This is a genomic window from Archaeoglobus veneficus SNP6, assembly GCF_000194625.1.
GTDB lineage: Archaea > Halobacteriota > Archaeoglobi > Archaeoglobales > Archaeoglobaceae > Archaeoglobus_C > Archaeoglobus_C veneficus.
Genome location: NC_015320.1, coordinates 900,996 through 917,537, shown reverse-complemented (window position 1 = coordinate 917,537; position 16,542 = coordinate 900,996). Strand labels below are relative to the sequence as shown.

The window sequence follows — 16,542 nt, the reverse complement described above, 5'->3', positions numbered from 1 at the left end:
ATATAAAAAAGTCAGCCCTTGCTGCGCTCCATCAAAACCATGAAGTAGCCAGGCCTGATCTCGTACTTTCCGATGACAGAGTAACCTTTTTCCTCAACAAATGTCCTTTCCCTGTTCGATGTAACAACATAATCGTATCCGGGAATCCACTTGCTGCTGTACGGAATCTTGTAATGTCTGAGATACCAGGGCAAAGGCCAGTAGTCGTTTTTCGGCTCGTAAACGATGATTCTCTCTCCGGAAGTAAACTTCTCTTTTATTACTTCTGCAAGTTCTACTGCTGTGGGCTGTACCTGTATGTAAATCAGATCTTCGCTTCTCGCGTCGTTGTAGTTCACGTACGTGACATGGATTGCAACGACGAGGGTTGCAACGGCTGCTATGGCGATGGCTATTCTTGCACCTCCCGTGTTTCTCGTATAAAGCGAGCCCAGAAGGGCGAGGGGCGTGACGAGATGAACGACGAGCCAGGGAACCTTGTGAGCTAAAATGTGGTACGCCAAAAGGGCTGTTAATGCCCAGTAGACTACGAATAACTCAAACTTTGTGACATTTTTCTCCTTCAATCTCCTTGCAAAGAAGTAGAAGCCAGCTATGGCCAAGCCAGTAGCCATGAACTCGTACTCCAGCAGGATTTTAGCGTAATAACCGGGTGGTTTGTAGTGGTCCTTCTGTTCGTGTTTTTCAAGCCAGTGCTCTACGGCTCCAGCAGTTCCTCTTTCAAGCCCGCTGAAGTCGGAGAATGCAGACGTGTAGAAAAAGGTAAAGATGAGAGCGAATATGGCAAAGCTGAGCAGAACGATTCTTAACTTCCTGAAGTTCCACCTGAAGAGCTTGTTGAAAACGTACTTTCCGCGTTCAGTGTAAAGGCCGTAAAGCAATGCGAAGGATAGCAGGATTGCAAGGTATATGTATGCATTCTCCTTGGAGCACACCATTACTGCAAGGAATGCCGTTGAGAGATATGCGAATCGCTCCTTCAAAGTCTCCGAATACCTGAAGTAGAAGTAAACTGCAGCGATGAATGATCCAACGAGAATTATGTCGTTTCTCATGTAACGGGAGTAGTACAGAATAGCCGGAGAGAAAAGGAGGAGAAACACGAAGATGTAAACATTTTTTCCAAGCCATCGCCAGTAGAGGCAGGCAAATGCAACACCTATCAGGCTGAAGATTACAGGAGTCAGTCTTCCAACAAATTCAGAGTCGCCAAAAATAGAGAACAGAAAAGCTGAGGCGTAGTAAAGGAAGGGGCCATGAAAGGCTGGATCGTAAGTGTAAATATGGTCTGTTAGAAGCCTGTAGGCAATCCACGCGTGAACACTCTCATCGTGATCCATCGGACGAGTATCGAGGGCAAAGAATCTAGTTGCGATACATATCAGCAGAATTACAGCCACCGCCCTTCGATCCATTGGTAGGCGTTTGACAGGAGTAACAAAAATGTTGTGATTGTCAAAGGTGTGAAACTGTTGTGATGGAGTATCGATGACGACTAAAATTAATTAACTAAAAAATTCAAAATAATATTAGCAAGATAATTCAGCTGTAGATATTATCAACTTCGCCGGGCCATTTTATACTGCTATAGTTTGTTGTTCCATAGCCAGAGGTGTTGCCCCAAACTGTTGCCTTTGCGGTTCCGTTGTAATCCCAGTTCGTAACTGTCCAGTTGTGTGGGCCGTTCTCAGTCACAACTGGATAACCAAGCCCTATTACGAACTCTATACTTCTCGCATGGGTCCAGTTTATCTTTACGGCTATTGCAGTATGGCATGCAATACAGGCTTCGTTAGCGTGAGTGAGCGTATTATCTCTGATGGCCTCGTCTATGAAGGCTTTGTGAGCCGCTAAACTTCCTGTATCGCCGCTAACTTCCGTCCAGCCAAAACCGCCAGCTGGTGGAACCCAGTATACAGCATAATCCAAAGAGGGGTGGGGACCAACATGGCAGTTCCAGCAATCCTCAACGTTGAAGTGTTCTGGCTTATCGTGTGCATGCCCCTCCTCGGGGTGGCAGCTAAAGCAGTTTCTTTCCCCAGCAGCGTGAGCATATCCTCCCGTAGCACCGCCACTATGGCAGTACAAGCATGGAACCGTAGAAGCTGCATGTGCCTCTTTTCCTAGTTCAACAGTTGTACCTTTCACGCTCCCGTAAGTGTAATAGTAAGTTGCCCTTATACTCTGATTGATGTGGCGTGGGAGCCAATCTTTGGTGTAATAATTAATAGGAAAGGTTCTGTGGCAGTACTCACACTCAAACCTTTTTGCAGTATCAGTATACCCACTTTCACCCATATGTGGGCCAGCTAAAGCCTCCATTTCGTCAACTATATCAGCATGACATTTTTCACATGGTACATCACTGTATTTCCGCTCAAGTCGTACCAATAATGCTGTCCAGCGAACATGGAGACTGTTTGCGTAAAACAAGTACCCCCAATGCTGTAAATGTGATTACGAGCAGCAATGCTTTCTGCCCGTTCATTTTTTACGCCTCTATTATTAATCTAATTACGAAATTGTAATAACTGTACGTAATTATACCTTTCTGTTTTTTGGTTCATAATGATGAATGCTATAATCTTATTATTCCCAATAATTTAGCCCAAAAATAGTTGACTCAGAGAGCTAACAGTTCTCTCGCGACGTAGTAACTCTGTGGGTGGCCACACGATGGGCACTTCTTGGGTGGTTCCGTGCCTCTGTGTATGTAGCCACACTCAAGGCATATCCACTCAACCTCTTCGTCTTTCCTGAACATTGTCCCGTTTTCAATTTCTCCGAGTAATCTCTTGAACCTTTCCTCATGGTGTTTCTCAGCCTGAGCGATAGACCTCAGTCTTCCAGCAATTTCGTAAAGTTCCTCCTCTTCAGCAACTTTTGCAAATTCCGGGTACATTTCAGTGTTTTCGTAGTGCTCACCCTCAATTGAAATTTTCAAATTTTCTACCGTGCTGTTCAAAACTATTGGAATGTCCGCATTAGCCTCCAGACTCCTTGAATTTCCCCTCAACTTCTGAATGAACTCGAGCAGTACCTCAGCGTGTTCTTTTTCATTCTCTGCAGTTTCGAGAAATACTCGGGAGACGAAAACATAACCCTCCTCCTTCGCAACCTTTGCGTAGAATGTGTATCTGTTCCTCGCAACACTCTCTCCTATAAACGCCTTAACAAGATTTTCAAGGGTTTTCACAAAACATCACCTCTCCTTTTACTTCAAAAGACCAGCAAATCCCTGGCAACAAAATTATAGTACTCAGCCCCGCAGTTTGGGCAGACCTTTGGTGGTTCTGTGCCTTTGTGAACATAACCGCATACAAGACACATCCATTTAATTTCGCTGTCTCTCTTGAACATCGTCCCCTTTTCTATCTCTTCAAGCAGTCTCCTGAACTTTCTTTCATGGAAACTTTCCACTTCCGCAAGGGCCCTGAGTTTTTCAGCAACTTCCTTCAGCCCATCCTTTTCGGCAATCTCTGCAATCCCGGGATACAGTTCAGCACTCTCAAAGTGTTCTCCCTCGACAGCGTAGCTCAGGTTTTCAGAGGTGTTGCCGAATAGAATGGGGGCTTTTACTTCAACTTCGACCGGCTCAACCTTGAACTTTTTTAAGAAATTCGCAAAAATCTCTGCGTGCTTCTTTTCGTTTTCTGCAACTTCCGCAAAGTACTTTGCAACATACATGTACTTCTCATTCTTTGCTATCTCAGAATAGATTGCGTACCTGCTCATTGTTATGCTTTCGCCGATGTAGGCTTTCAAAAGATTTTTGGTGTTTCCATTATTTCAATCCTCCAGATTGTTATATTTCCAGCAGGAGAAATATAAACATTTTTGTTGCTAACTTGTAACCTTAAAATTTTGATTTTCAAAATAATATAATTAGGTCAAAAGGAGTAGCATTTATATTCAACCCCCGCAAAAAGGTTGAAGATGGACGAAACAAAAAGACCAGCAATACCTCAGAAACTCCTGAAGGACCTTAAGGGCTATCAGATCGTAGGTAGACATTCCGCCGTAAAGCTCTGCCTGTGGCTCAAAAAGTCCCTGAGGAATATGGGGGTATGCTACAAGCAGAAGTTCTACGGCATTAGTAGCCACCGCTGTCTGCAGATGACTCCAGCTTTGTTCTGCAACCAGAACTGCATTTACTGCTGGCGCCCCCTTGAACTCCTTCCTGGAATTAAAGGATGGGATTCAGCAGATTTCATCGCAGAAGAGAGCATAAAGGCCCAGCGCCGCCTGCTGAGTGGATTTGGTGGAATGAAGGGTGTGAACGAGAGGAAGCTGAAAGAAGCATACGAACCAAATCAGGTTGCAATAAGTCTGATTGGGGAGCCTACATGGTATCCCTACCTCGATGAACTCGTTGATGAGTACAAGGCGAGAGGAATGACCACCTTCGTCGTAACGAACGGAACGAATCCAGAGATGGTGGAAAGAATCGAGCCGTATCAGCTCTACATCAGTCTGACTGCCTACAGCGAGGAAAGCCACCTCGCGCTGAATAGACCACCCAGAAGTTTCTGGGACAGAGTAATGGAATCTCTTAAGGTTATGGCTGAAAAGGATGGCAGGAGAGTTATCAGGCTCACCCTCATCAAAGGTTACAACATGAATGCGGAGAAGTTCGCACCGCTCATAGAAAAGGCAAGCCCCGACTTCATAGAAGCAAAGGCCTACATGCATCTCGGTTACTCAAGACTCAGGCTGCCGAGGGATGCGATGCCCGAGCATGCCGACGTGAAAGCCTTTGCCGAGGAACTCGCCAGGCTTACAGGTTACGAGGTAAAGAATGAGTCTGAAATAAGCAGGGTCGTCTTGCTGGAGAGGGAATAATATGCTGGAGTTTCTCGAAGAAGTGAGAAAAGAGCTCGAAGAGCTTGAGGTGGCAAGAGAAGAGCTGATAAAGCTCACGAGGGAGATCAGAATTAACTCGACGAAGGCTATCGCTGCCGTACACTCTGGAAGATTTAATGAGGCAGAAGAAAGACTGAGAGCTGCCAGAGACATCCTCGAAAAGGTAAAAGAATTCAAGAAATATCCGGAAATTTACTACGCGATAACTCACGATGCGATGCAGGAGTTCGTTGAAGCTGTTGCTTTCGCAAATCTTGTGTCAGGAAAGGAAATCCCGGAGTTTAAGGATATGGGGATAGAGACACCCCCAATACTTACAGGCCTTGCAGACCTTGTTGGAGAGCTGAGAAGGTACAGCTTAGATCTGATGCGAAAGGGAGAGGTCAGTGAAGCAGAAAAGTGCATAAATACGATGGAAGAGATATACAGCTCCCTCATAACCTTCAGCTTCCCAGAAAAGCTTGTTCCCGGCCTGAGACACAAGGTTGACGTTGCGAGACAGCTCATAGAGCGCACGAAGTCTGATTGGCTCGCTGCAAGGCTCATCGAGGAGATTGGACAGGGTCTGAAGAAATGGGAGTGATCAGCAGGGTAATAGCATGGAGCTCGCAATCTTCCTCGCTACCGTCGTTTTCATATCTCTCAGCGGGGTTATGGCCCCAGGCCCGCTATTCGCAGCAACGCTCGCTGAAGGCAGGAAGAATCCTCTTGCGGGCTTTGTAATTTCAGCCGGGCATGCCATCGTTGAGGTTCCCATAATTCTGCTCCTTTTCCTCTTCGGCCTTTCCGCCCCACCAAGCCTGAAGACGTACGTCGGAATTGCTGGCGGAGTTGTTATGCTCTACCTCGCGTATCTGGAGCTGAAGAGTGGTGGTAATGACGTAAAGCCCGGGAAAGCTCTGTTTACCGGCATTGCAATGAGCGCCCTCAATCCCTACTTCATAATGTGGTGGCTTACAATCGGTCTCGCGCTGATCCTGAAGGCAACGACATTTGGAATTGTTGGTCTCGCTCTCTTCATAGTCGCTCACGAACTCTGCGACTTTCTGTGGTTGGGCATCATATCTATCTCGTCAAACAAAGCTGCAGCTATCTGGGGCGCGAAAGCGCAGAAGGTTCTCACAGCGTTTTCGGTATCCATCCTTCTGTTTTTTGGCATTTACTTCATCTACGCCGGTCTGGTCGAGTTTATACATACCGCACCCTGAACACCGGAAAACGTTTAATATTTAGCAGCAAAGCGAAACGCATGATTCCCGTAGGTCTCGACATCGGAACAAACTACACGAAAGCAACCAAAGACGGCAAAAACGTTACGATTTTCCCGAGTATCGTCGCATACGGAGAGGAGAAGGACTGGAGCCTGAAAGGTGAGGAGAAAGAAGTCTATGTCGGTGAGGAAGCTCTTGCGATTATTCAGAGCCTCGAAAACGTTGAGGCAATGCGCCCGCTCCACGAGGGCAGGCTCATGCACCAGTCGTACATGGAGCTTGCGAAGCACGCACTGAAAGTTCTCGACGTAAAACCGGATGTGGTTGCGACGGGTCTACCTGTAAAATCCTCCAAAAAGGAGAGAGAGGAGCTTGCGAAGGACATAAAGGAGCAGTTGAAGACCGACGTTCTCATCTTCCCCGAGCCTGTTGGCACGCTTGCGTACATGGGCATCGACACCGGCGTTTGCGTTGACATAGGGTTTGGCACCACAGACATCGTTGTTCTGGGACACATGGAATACCTGAGGGGCGACACGATGCTCGTCGGCGTTGACTGGCTCTACGATAACATTGAAGTTATTATCAGAAACAAAGCAGGGATAAGTGTAACCCCCGAGGAGCTAACCAAGCTTCTCACAACGCCTGACTACGAGGTCGGCAGGATAAGGGGCGGAAAGCGTATAACAATCTCCCACAACGATGTCAAGGACGAATACGAGAAACTCATGAAGTCGTGGGTTGAGAGAATATCAAGCAGAACAAAGCTTATTCTCGAGGGGCTTTCAACGGCAATCGTTGACAAGCTTGTACTCACCGGTGGAGGCTCGCTCCTACCAGGAGCTTATGAGGAGTTCTCAAAGAGCTTCGAGGATGTTGCCGAAGTAATCAGGCCGGACGATCCGATAACGAGCAACGCAAAGGGTTACTACACCCTCGCCAAGATACTCCTCGAGGAAAAAGGTGAGGAAGCCAAGGCAGAAGAGGCTGCAGAGGAGAGTAAAGCAGAAGGCAAGAAAAAGGGAAAAGTGAAAAAGGAGTAAACCAATTGTTAGCCAATGAGAATAACAATTGATCTTCCCCCGGACATAGAAAAAGCCCTCATGGAGAAGTGTGAGAAGGCCAAAGTTTCCCCTTCAGATTTTATACTATCTCTTCTCGACTGGTATTTCCTCAAGAGGAAGAAAGACACCGGAAACGTAAACGAGTTCATCAGAATAGCAAGCCAGTGCGCTGCTGAGAGAGTCAAGTACTGCAAGTACAGCGACGGCAGACACTGCGCAAGAGAGGTTTTCAGCGACATACTCGAAGAGAGAGAACCGGAGCCAATTGTACCGTACAAGTGCCTTTTCTGCCCCTATTTTGTTGATAGGAGGGCGAAAAAGGCGAGAGAAATTGAGAGAGACCTCGTGGACAGAACTTACGACATCGCAAGGCTCGCCGCAAAGCTCGTTGTTGAGTTATACGGCGACAGGCTTGGCTACAGGCCAAAGCTACCCCTCGAGGAAATGGAAGAAAAGGAGAAGAAGATTTCGAAGCAGGAGGTCAAAAGACTCCTCGACAACTGGTAGAATGAAGAAAGTATCTATAAACATAAACGGTGATTTACCAGACAGGGAACTCATTAAGAGAGCGAGAATAGCGGAAGAGGCGGGAATAGAGAGAGTATGGATCGGAGAACTCGAACTCTTCAGAGATCCTGCTGAGGTTGCGAAGACCATCGCATCTGAGACATCCCTTGATGTATGCATCCTCCTCTCACCATTCAGAAGAGGGTGCGACGAAATAGTCAAAATAGCAGAAGAGTACATTGTCGGCATCATCCCGGGGAGGAGCCGAGATCTTTCTCACCTCATTTCGTGCCTCGAAAGGGTAAAAGAAGTTGCAGAAGAAGTTTACGTCGGCTGCTCCGGGCCGAAGCTTGCTGAAATCGCGTCTCGTCTGGCTGATGGGCTTCTCCTGAACTACATTCACCCGGAATACGTTCATTGGCTTACAGGATTTGCAGATCGCAGTATACATACTGCGGCCTTCGGCCCATCGCTCGTTCTGCCGAGCGAGTTTTACGAGGATTTGCTCATAGCCGCAGCAATCGTTATGGGGAGCAACGAGACGTTTCTGAGGGAATTTAGGCTGTTAGACGTGTGGGAAGATATCTCGAGAACTGATTTTGAAGCGCTGATAAGGGCAAGGCAGGAAGGAAAGAGTGTTTACGGACTTGAAGACTTTGAAACAATACGGAAGCACGAACAATTACTCATCGAGAGGTTTACTCTGAGTGGGAGCCCGGAAGAAGTCGCGGAAAAGACTCGGAAGCTCCTGAAGGTCTGCGATCAAGTTGTGCTCGGTGATCCATTTTTCAGGGATTTGGAGTCAATGGGGTACCTAGCTGGATTGCTTGCACAGCTATAATAACAAATTATGTAATTTAAATCAAAAGATGGCCAAAATAGTACAAAAATCAAATGGCAGGAACCCTTTTCTTCAATGCAGGCGGTCTGGGCTTCATCAGTATGCGGTTTCCGCACTTGGTGCACTGAATAAGGTTCCTCTCGAGGTCAACATCAACTTCTGCCCCACAGATGAGGCAGATATAGCTCATCTCTCCATCACCTTATCGGCAATTCTATCAACCATCTTCATCGCAGGTGTCACTGGGATGTATGTCCCGCCCGCAAACTTGTAGCCACAGCTCCTGCACTCCCAGATTCCAGTACCAACTCTCTTAACAGCCTTCTTTCCACACTTCTTGCAGACATACTTTCTTCTCTGCGCTTCCTCAATCTTGATGAGCGTTCTCCTTACTCTGAGTCCGTAGCGGGGCCCAAATCTACCCGCCATCCTTACCTTCTTTGTCGCCATTTTTTCACCTCTTTACTTTGACAGTCTTCTCTCTTCCTCTCCTCATCCCGTCTTTCCCCAATCCTAAACCTCAAACCCCTTTTAACCCCAAGGCGTTTCAGACATCCTTGAGGAGCTCTCGGATCTCCCTCGCCTTCTCGATGCTGATGTCTATGAGTTCATAAAACTTTTCCTCACTGAGCAGGTAACTCCCGCTCTTCTGCATTGCGACGATGTTGTCGGCCTGATCCGTTGTAATGGTCATGAAGTACTCACCAACACTTACCTCGTCTCTGCTCGGATCCACAAGGATGCGGTTGTTGACAATGAGGGACGTAACGCTGATTGGCAGATCTCTCACAGGCAGAGGGAAGTCCTCTCCAACGTCAAAACGCTCTGCTGGAACGGTCGTCGTAAGAAGGGCAGCGATGGCTGCGAGCGAAGAAGCATCCATCAGGTTTCCGTCATCGTCGAGGGCGTGAATGTCTATAAATATCAGCCAGACCTTCTCACCCTCTTCAATACAGAGCTTCGTTAAATCCACAGCTTCGCTCTCCCTGATGCCTCTATCAACGACTCTCGCAAGCTCGATGGAGTTCTCGTCAGGTGGACCGGGTTCAAACGTGGGAGATGCAAGGGGGACGAGTTCGGCATTTGTGATTATAATGCCTTTGTCCGGAGCGTCGGGAAACGGCTCACCGGGCTGCATCTTCACCCCGACAACAACCTGCGTGTTGCCAAGTTTTACGAGGGCTGAACCTTCCGCCTTGGCGATTATATTGGTCTCTATCTCTATGTGCCTGAACTCGTCAAACTTCCTGCCATCAATTCTTTCCCCGTCCCTGAGCCTCGAAAGGACGTAGTCACGTTTTATATCCATCAGAATGTCTTCTCCCATTTACTCCACCTCTTCCTCTTCTCTGCTGTACTTCCGCATTATTGCTTCTCTCTGTATGTTGTAAATCTGCATAGCCCCTTTCTTCGCAAGTTCGAGAGCCTTTTTCATTTCTTCAGCACTCATTTTGCCATCCATCTGGAGCAGAGCAATTGACTCAATCTTGCCGTTCCTTATGAGGAACGCAAATGGGACGTCCGCTTCGCCATAGTTGTCCTCCTCCTTCATGGGGTCAAGCACGATCTCGCCCTCGACCTTTGCTACAGCTACAGCCGTTATCATCCCTCGCATTGCAACACCCGCATCAATCAGCGCCACACTTGCTGCGTTGAGGCATGCAGTACGCGTGCCAGCATCAGCCTGCAAAACTTCGACGAATATGTCTATGCCAGAGCGGGGAAACAGCTCCTTCAGTATCACTGGCTCGAGAGCTTCCCTGCTTACCTTTGAAATCTCTATGCTTCTCCTGTCTGGCCCCGGCTTCTTTCGCTCTTCAACACTGAATGGAGCCATGTTATAGCGATAGCGTATAATTGCCCTGCTTGGATCCTGCAGGTGTCTCGGGTGCACTTCTCTTGGTCCGTAAACTGCAGCAACTATCTTGTTCTTACCCATCTCGATGTAACAGGAGCCATCCGCCCTTCTGAGTACACCAGCCTCAATCTTTATAGGGCGGAGTTCATCAAAATCTCTTCCATCAAGCCTCTTCCCATCAACTATTAGCCTGGGTATTTCTTCGCTCATTTTCTAATTCACCCTTCTTTGCTTTTATAAACTCAGTTATCCTGTCCGTAAGACCTTCGGTATGGGCCTCGGCCTCAATTATGTAGATTGCCTCTTCAGCAATCGAAACCTTTCTCCTATCACCATTCAACCAGATCAGGCCATTCTGCCCGACGATAATCTGGACTCCAAGCTCCGACTTGAGAAGTCTTATCATGCTTCCCTTTTTCCCTATAACTCTCGGAACCCTCGCCGGATTTATGGCGACTATTCTGCCAACCCTTACAGGTCTGCAGACCTTGTCCTTCATCGTCAGCGTAACCTTCATCTTGGGATCGATGTTCAAGACCTTTGCAATCACTGCATCCCCTATATCGAGGATCTCGTTAACTTTTCTGTTTCTCGTTTCCGGATACTCTAAAAGGGGCAGAAAGGCCTGATAGGGTGAGTATATGTCAACTACCCACCCGTTTGCCGTTACTTCCCTTACAATACCTATTACGATATCCCCAGTTGAGGGGATATACCTCCCCTTGAGGGGAATTATCCTCACGCCCGTGTCGCTTTTATCGAGCAATCCGAGAATTTTGGCATACACCTTGCCGTTCTCAACGTACGTTCCATAACCTGCCGCTCTCGGATTTGTCGAGACGAGGTCTCCAGGCATAACAATCTTTCTCGTCATCCTTGTATCCTCCTGAGTATTTTTGTAAGAGCTTCACCCTTAGTCGTTTTGGCAAGCAGGTCCATCAGATCTCCCTGCATACCGGCAGGAATGCGCATAACACAAATCCAGCTTCCGTCTTTCTGCCACTCCTCCTGCGTAACGCCACCGAAGGAGTAGAGGGCAGAAATCGCCTTGCCGGTGTATTCGGCCGGAACCTTAATTGCTATCTCAATCTCTTCGAAGCGAAGGGGAAGTATGCGCTTTATACTCTTCACCACGTCCTTGACCTGCGCTTCCACCGGCTTGAAGATATCCACATGAACTTTAGCTTCCTCCATGGCCCTCTCTATCCTCGCAGGCGGGTGAGGTGTGCCAGTTCTCGGATCGACGGTGTTCCTTCTTATGAACTCGATTATCTGCTTCCGTTTCAGCTCCTGCATCTCCTTGCGCTGCTCTGCAGTTATCTGAACCTCTCCTTCCTCAATTATTGTCCTGACGATCTCATTTATGTCTGTAGTACCAAAGACCTTCTGGAGTTCTTCGCTGCTCACCCTGTCTCCCTTTCTCGCATCTCTGAAAACCTCTTCTGCCGCAAGAAGTTTCTCGAAGTCTACTTCCTTACCTTCCTTCAGGTCTCTGGCGAGGTAGGGATCAACAAGAACTTCGAATACTTCTCCCTGCTTCTTGAGTCTGGCAACCACTGCCTTATCGAGGGATACCATGGAGGATCACGACTACAACTTTAAGCATTTAAAACCTAAGACTGCTTCCCGAGTTCGCTGCTTATTATCTCGTTCGCCTTCTCCACGTAGGGCTTCAGTTCCTCAATGCTGTACTGCTTGAACTTTCTGTCAAGCCCTACAATGCCCATCTCGACCCCTTCTGGTGTTAATTCGCTCTCTATTGCCTTGCCCATGGCAACCATTGCGAGGATTATCGCATCCTCCAGCGCCATGTCTTCCTTGTATTCTTTTTCGAGATACTCCACAACGATGTTTCTTCCCGCACCAATTGACGTGGCCTTGTATTCGAGCAGAGCTCCGCTCGGATCTGTTTCGTAGAGTTTCGGCGTTTCATCTACGCCAGCAATCAACAGCGATACACCGAAGGGTCGAACGCCACCGTACTGAGTGTACTGCTGTTTGAAGTCGCAGATCCTTCTTGCGAGCTCCTTAACACTTATCGGCTCGTCGTACGTGAGCTTGTTTATCTGGGCCTCGATGCGTGCTCTGTCAATGAGGACACGCGCATCCGCTACCAGGCCAGAAGTTGCAGCACAGATGTGTTCATCAATCTTGTATATCTTCTCTATAGTTGTTATCTCGAGTAGTTTGCTGGCCACTCTTCTATCCGCAAGCAAAAGCACGCCTTCCTTTGTTTTAATACCTATGGCCGTTGCTCCTCTTTTAACCGCTTCCCTCGCATATTCCACCTGAAACAGCCTGCCATCAGGGCTGAATACCGTGATGGCTCTATCATATCCCATCTGTGGTAGATGCATTCTCCAACACCTCCAAATACTTCTTACATCCTTTTATCGTCCCGCTAACGCCAAGGGTCACTATCACAACTTCCACACCGGCTACGTTACTTATCAGCGTAAGCACTACTTTAACCTTCTCCAGTGCGTCGCGACTGCAGCGAAGTATGCCTTTACTGCCATCGAATTGCTCAAGCCATATGCCCAATCCCGCTGCGAAGTATTCCCCGTACAGCGTGAGGGCAGTTTGCCATATCTCCTGAATCAGACTCCTACTATCTACCGGTTCAGTGGCTAAAACCCGGAAAGCAATATATCTTTTTCTCTTCCTCAGAGATGGTGGCAGACCTTTCATGCCCATCAGCCCGGATTCAGTCTTCTATCTCAAGACCATCCATTATGTACCTTTCATCCGTAAGTCTTCTGAGCAACCTTGAAATGTAATATCTCGCCCGTTCGACATCAGCACCAATAAATGCGAAGAAATCCTCTACCTGTTTTCGCTGCCTGAGTCCATAGAATGTGGATGCAGCTGTGGTAAGCGCAAATGGAGCATCAAATTTTCTGATGACCTGAAGAAGCTGAGCGGTTTCCTCAAAAAGCCTCATCCTGCGAATTCCCTTTGTAGAGAGGAATTTGGACAGACTGACCTCTATAATAACGTCTTTTTCGGCTGCAAGCATTACTGTTGCATAGTCGAGTCGTCTCTCTGGCGAATCGAGAAGTATATCAACTTTCCTGCGCATGACTGCCTCTCTATTAACTTTCACCTCGCTGCTGAGCACTCCTACCACAACGCCTTCATCTCGCTTAACCTTTCTCAGCTTTGACTGAAGCTCCGGAATGTTTTCCGCTCTAATTGTCACTCCTTGAATGAGTTTCACACCGGTTTGACTTGCGAGAGTTTTCGGTACCCTCTTCTCCTCGTCCTCGCCCCTCTCCTCCTCGAAGACCACGTAGGCATCGTAGCCCCATTCTTTCCCGACTGAGGGAGTAAACCTGACAAAGTCAGCAAATTCCATGTTCTATCAGCTCTTTTGCAGCTTCCAGCGCCTTATCTCTCCTCGCGGGATAGGTGACTATTTTGGCCTTTACGACAATTGAATCTCTCCCGCCAAGCTCAATCTCGCCGAGATACGCTTTCTGCTTGTCTATCCGGATGTGCAGAACGTTCTGCTCGTCAAGCTTCTCGTCGATGGTGTTGAGCAGGTACTCGCGCTGCTCTCCTATGAGCTCCATTAAATAGTTCCAGAACTCCTTTATCTCTCTTTTCTTCGCTATTTCCACTTCGAGGAACTTCATGGGATTACCGTAGTGGCCCTTAGCCTCGCTAACGACTATCTCAAACTCAAAGGGAAAAAGGGTTGAAATTGCCTCACCAACTTTTTCCATGTCTTCAGTGGTGTAAACCACTGCCGTTACGATGATTCGCTCTATCTTTGGCTTTTGCATGCTCGGAGTTAGACGGGGATTATATCAAAGTTGCTGTCAGTTTGCATTATTGGAGTTACCTGGTTACAGAACAGCCCATCAAAACTTAATGGAAAAGAAAAGGAGGTTATTTCCTGAAGTTAGCCCTCAGGCTGGGCCTGACCTTCTCAGCACCTCTGCCCTTCCTTCTGAGTCCTCTTGACTTCCTACCGGCTGACGTGAGACCGCGGAATACTCTACCCTTCTTTGTGGTTATCCAAGCAAGCTGCTTGTCCGAAGCTATCGCAGGATGGCTGCGGTCAACAAGGATGACTTCAAACCACTTGTATCTGCCGTCCTCTCCAACCCAGTAGGAGTTCAGAACTTCCATGTTCGGGTACTTCCTCGCTGCCCTCTCCTCGGCAATCCACTGGAGGCTCTTCTTTGGTGTCAACCTGCGAACCATCATGTTCTTTGTCTTTCTACCCCTCTTGGGCCTCGTTGCCCTTCTTCCACCTCTTCTGATTCTGACTCTGACAACGATTATGCCCTTCTTGGCCTTGTATCCGAGAGCTCTCGCCCTGTCCAGCCTTGTCGGCCTCTCAATTCTGACGACGGCTGGCTCTCTCCTCCATTGCTGAAGGCGCTCCCACATCAACTCGCCAACGTAACCTTCCCACGGTCTTTTCCACGCTTCTCTAATGTACGCGTAAGCGGATTTCATGGCTTCACCTCAATAAGCCTGATGTCCCCGCTGTTTCGAGGGGGTTAATAAACATATCGCTGATTTTGTACTGGATTATTGTCATTAACAATGTATGTGGTAGCTGATGGGACAAGAGGGTGAGACGGGGCAATGCAATATTAGATTTTGAAGAAAACATCCCGTATTTTAGAGTTGTCTGATTAATGAGTTAATTTTAAAATAAAAATATAGAAGATCATGGTACGAAAGTTGCCGCAGATTTACCAATTATTCTACCTCCTTTATCCTTTAACACAACAGTAACTATCGATCCAGAGGTTAAATCTTTATTCGACTTCACTACTGCTTCATCCCCAACCTCGAACCTACTATCGCTCAGGCAGTTCGATAGCTGTGTTTCATTTGCTTTGTCTCCATTGACGTACAGAATTACAGTTACGTCGCTTGCTGTTAGGTTGCTCCCACCAAAGTGCTTGAAAGTAACGCTATTAGCCGTTGAAGACGAGTGGCAGTGGCCGTGCTTACCACCTGTATTATCCTCTATTCCGATAATTCCAATGGCCACATTTCCGACTACAGTAACGTTAACTGTAACACTCTTTGACACTCCTCTATAAACTGTATTGAACTCAATCGTCCCGTCACCTGCTCCACCAGCAGTAAAGTAGAACGAAGCTATTCCCCTTGAATTCGTGGTTGCACTCTGCGTAACATCTCCAAGTCCGGATGGGTTAACACTGGCGTTTATCACAAGCCCCGAAATGGGGTTTCCATAGTTATCCACTGCCTGAACATCTATTCTCTCAACATCTCCGGAAGAAACGACCAATTCATTCTGGAAAGGTATTAACATCTCGAGCTTTCTCTGCACTTCGCTGCTGCCATTGAAATCGTCAATAACATCACCGACAACATAGCTGGAAACATCAATAATAGCCTCCGGGATTATCACTGTAACATAATTCGTCCCATTCGTCACATTACCCTCGCCGAAAATCTTCTTGAGACATTCGTACCACCAGTCAACAAACTCGGTCTCAAAAGTAACGTTGATGTCCTTGGCTATGACCTCTCCACCGTAGCTTGCAGGAGAGAGCTTCAGACTGAACTTGGCTGCCGTAACTGAACCGTCACTTGCGTCGATTATTGGAATGTTTATTCTCGATTTGGTAAACGTTATTTGATCTGTAACTGGAATGGGTTTGTTGCTGTTGGCCCACTTCTCAAAAACCACTCCATGCTCCAGCACGAGTTCTCTTTCGGGTGAGTAGAAGTAGTGCGGTATCAGTCTGATTGCGGTACTATTATATTTCCTCTCAAAATTTTTTTCGGTATTATCAGGCAGAATAATCTTACATTTTACTGTAATATTTCTCTCTTCAAACTGTAGAGTAGAAAGAGCATCAGGAGGATTAACGAGTAAAGGTACATCTGGATAATTCAACCCGGCATCAAGTGAAATTGATGCAGTTGAACCGGTTGAAAGTATGTACGGGATTCTCGAAAATTCAGATACGAGCAGTTTGTAGTGCTCAGCCTCCTTCTGTTTATTCCACTGAGGAAGCTGCTGAGTCTGAACAATGCTCATGAATCCAGCAACTATGGCAAGAATCATGACCATTCCAACTACAGGCGATATCGCCCTATCTTGCATGCTATATATTCAGAGAATAGAGTATAAAAAGTTTTGTTTTTCTGTATGATGATTTATTCAACATTATTACAATCATTTCATCATCATTTGTA

At 47.2% G+C, this 16,542-nt stretch carries 22 protein-coding genes; 6 read left to right on the top strand and 16 right to left on the bottom strand.

Annotated features, from left to right (window positions below):
• Positions 1-11 precede the first annotated feature (11 nt).
• The 4 genes from ARCVE_RS05290 to ARCVE_RS05275 form a co-directional block, all read right to left on the bottom strand.
• The gene (locus ARCVE_RS05290; RefSeq protein ID WP_013683738.1) at positions 12-1,415 is read right to left on the bottom strand and encodes a flippase activity-associated protein Agl23; all 1,404 of its coding nucleotides are present in this window, start codon (positions 1,413-1,415) and stop codon (positions 12-14) included.
• 127 nt (positions 1,416-1,542) lie between these two features.
• Positions 1,543-2,088 carry a hypothetical protein gene (locus tag ARCVE_RS05285; protein ID WP_156786021.1) on the bottom strand — a complete coding sequence of 182 codons (546 nt, stop codon included), beginning with the start codon at positions 2,086-2,088 and terminating at the stop codon, positions 1,543-1,545.
• Positions 2,089-2,623: 535 nt separating this feature from the next.
• Positions 2,624-3,196 (bottom strand): rubrerythrin, encoded by a 573-nt coding sequence (rbr, locus tag ARCVE_RS05280; RefSeq protein WP_013683737.1) that lies wholly within the window; start codon positions 3,194-3,196, stop codon positions 2,624-2,626.
• A gap of 23 nt (positions 3,197-3,219) precedes the next feature.
• Complete coding sequence (locus ARCVE_RS05275) at positions 3,220-3,765, bottom strand: rubrerythrin family protein (protein ID WP_013683736.1); 546 nt, start codon at positions 3,763-3,765, stop codon at positions 3,220-3,222.
• Between the two features lie 171 nt (positions 3,766-3,936).
• On the opposite strand from ARCVE_RS05275, the gene twy1 reads away from it, so the two are divergent.
• From twy1 to ARCVE_RS05245, 6 genes are read left to right on the top strand one after another with little or no spacing between them, the layout of a single operon-like run.
• Entirely contained in the window at positions 3,937-4,842 is a 906-nt protein-coding gene (gene twy1 / locus ARCVE_RS05270) for a 4-demethylwyosine synthase TYW1 (protein WP_013683735.1), read from the top strand.
• Position 4,843: 1 nt separating this feature from the next.
• Entirely contained in the window at positions 4,844-5,446 is a 603-nt protein-coding gene (locus ARCVE_RS05265) for a translin (protein ID WP_013683734.1), read from the top strand.
• A 16-nt stretch (positions 5,447-5,462) separates the two neighbouring features.
• Positions 5,463-6,071, top strand: a complete 609-nt coding sequence (locus ARCVE_RS05260) for a LysE family transporter (protein WP_013683733.1) — start codon at positions 5,463-5,465, stop codon at positions 6,069-6,071.
• Positions 6,072-6,112: 41 nt separating this feature from the next.
• Positions 6,113-7,117 (top strand): rod shape-determining protein, encoded by a 1,005-nt coding sequence (locus ARCVE_RS05255; protein ID WP_013683732.1) that lies wholly within the window; start codon positions 6,113-6,115, stop codon positions 7,115-7,117.
• A gap of 15 nt (positions 7,118-7,132) precedes the next feature.
• Complete coding sequence (locus tag ARCVE_RS05250) at positions 7,133-7,645, top strand: hypothetical protein (protein WP_013683731.1); 513 nt, start codon at positions 7,133-7,135, stop codon at positions 7,643-7,645.
• 1 nt (position 7,646) lies between these two features.
• The gene (locus tag ARCVE_RS05245; protein ID WP_013683730.1) at positions 7,647-8,486 is read left to right on the top strand and encodes a hypothetical protein; all 840 of its coding nucleotides are present in this window, start codon (positions 7,647-7,649) and stop codon (positions 8,484-8,486) included.
• 49 nt (positions 8,487-8,535) lie between these two features.
• Here ARCVE_RS05245 and ARCVE_RS05240 read toward each other — a convergent pair whose 3' ends face one another.
• The 12 genes from ARCVE_RS05240 to ARCVE_RS05185 form a co-directional block, all read right to left on the bottom strand.
• On the bottom strand, positions 8,536-8,676 hold the full coding sequence (locus ARCVE_RS05240) for a DNA-directed RNA polymerase subunit P (RefSeq protein ID WP_013683729.1): 141 nt from the start codon (positions 8,674-8,676) through the stop codon (positions 8,536-8,538).
• Entirely contained in the window at positions 8,673-8,936 is a 264-nt protein-coding gene (rpl37A, locus tag ARCVE_RS05235; RefSeq protein WP_013683728.1) for a 50S ribosomal protein L37Ae, read from the bottom strand. Before rpl37A ends, ARCVE_RS05240 begins: the two co-directional genes overlap by 4 nt.
• Before the next feature lie 97 nt (positions 8,937-9,033).
• Positions 9,034-9,813, bottom strand: a complete 780-nt coding sequence (gene rrp42, locus ARCVE_RS05230; protein WP_013683727.1) for an exosome complex protein Rrp42 — start codon at positions 9,811-9,813, stop codon at positions 9,034-9,036.
• Complete coding sequence (gene rrp41, locus ARCVE_RS05225) at positions 9,814-10,554, bottom strand: exosome complex exonuclease Rrp41 (RefSeq protein ID WP_013683726.1); 741 nt, start codon at positions 10,552-10,554, stop codon at positions 9,814-9,816.
• Positions 10,523-11,218 carry an exosome complex RNA-binding protein Rrp4 gene (gene rrp4, locus ARCVE_RS05220; protein WP_013683725.1) on the bottom strand — a complete coding sequence of 232 codons (696 nt, stop codon included), beginning with the start codon at positions 11,216-11,218 and terminating at the stop codon, positions 10,523-10,525. The genes rrp41 and rrp4 overlap by 32 nt, the downstream gene beginning before the upstream one ends.
• Positions 11,215-11,922: a ribosome assembly factor SBDS gene (locus ARCVE_RS05215; RefSeq protein WP_013683724.1), complete on the bottom strand. Its 708-nt coding sequence runs from the start codon at positions 11,920-11,922 to the stop codon at positions 11,215-11,217. The genes rrp4 and ARCVE_RS05215 overlap by 4 nt, the downstream gene beginning before the upstream one ends.
• 35 nt (positions 11,923-11,957) lie before the next feature.
• Positions 11,958-12,701 carry an archaeal proteasome endopeptidase complex subunit alpha gene (psmA, locus tag ARCVE_RS05210; RefSeq protein ID WP_013683723.1) on the bottom strand — a complete coding sequence of 248 codons (744 nt, stop codon included), beginning with the start codon at positions 12,699-12,701 and terminating at the stop codon, positions 11,958-11,960.
• Positions 12,676-13,035 (bottom strand): Rpp14/Pop5 family protein, encoded by a 360-nt coding sequence (locus tag ARCVE_RS05205; RefSeq protein WP_048085680.1) that lies wholly within the window; start codon positions 13,033-13,035, stop codon positions 12,676-12,678. The genes psmA and ARCVE_RS05205 overlap by 26 nt, the downstream gene beginning before the upstream one ends.
• 16 nt (positions 13,036-13,051) lie before the next feature.
• Positions 13,052-13,702, bottom strand: coding sequence for an RNase P subunit p30 family protein (locus ARCVE_RS05200; RefSeq protein ID WP_013683721.1), 651 nt, complete (start codon positions 13,700-13,702; stop codon positions 13,052-13,054).
• Complete coding sequence (locus tag ARCVE_RS05195; protein ID WP_013683720.1) at positions 13,689-14,132, bottom strand: RNA-binding domain-containing protein; 444 nt, start codon at positions 14,130-14,132, stop codon at positions 13,689-13,691. The genes ARCVE_RS05200 and ARCVE_RS05195 overlap by 14 nt, the downstream gene beginning before the upstream one ends.
• A 106-nt stretch (positions 14,133-14,238) precedes the next feature.
• Positions 14,239-14,814 (bottom strand): 50S ribosomal protein L15e, encoded by a 576-nt coding sequence (locus ARCVE_RS05190; RefSeq protein ID WP_013683719.1) that lies wholly within the window; start codon positions 14,812-14,814, stop codon positions 14,239-14,241.
• A gap of 217 nt (positions 14,815-15,031) precedes the next feature.
• On the bottom strand, positions 15,032-16,450 hold the full coding sequence (locus tag ARCVE_RS05185; protein ID WP_013683718.1) for an Ig-like domain-containing protein: 1,419 nt from the start codon (positions 16,448-16,450) through the stop codon (positions 15,032-15,034).
• Positions 16,451-16,542: the final 92 nt, after the last annotated feature.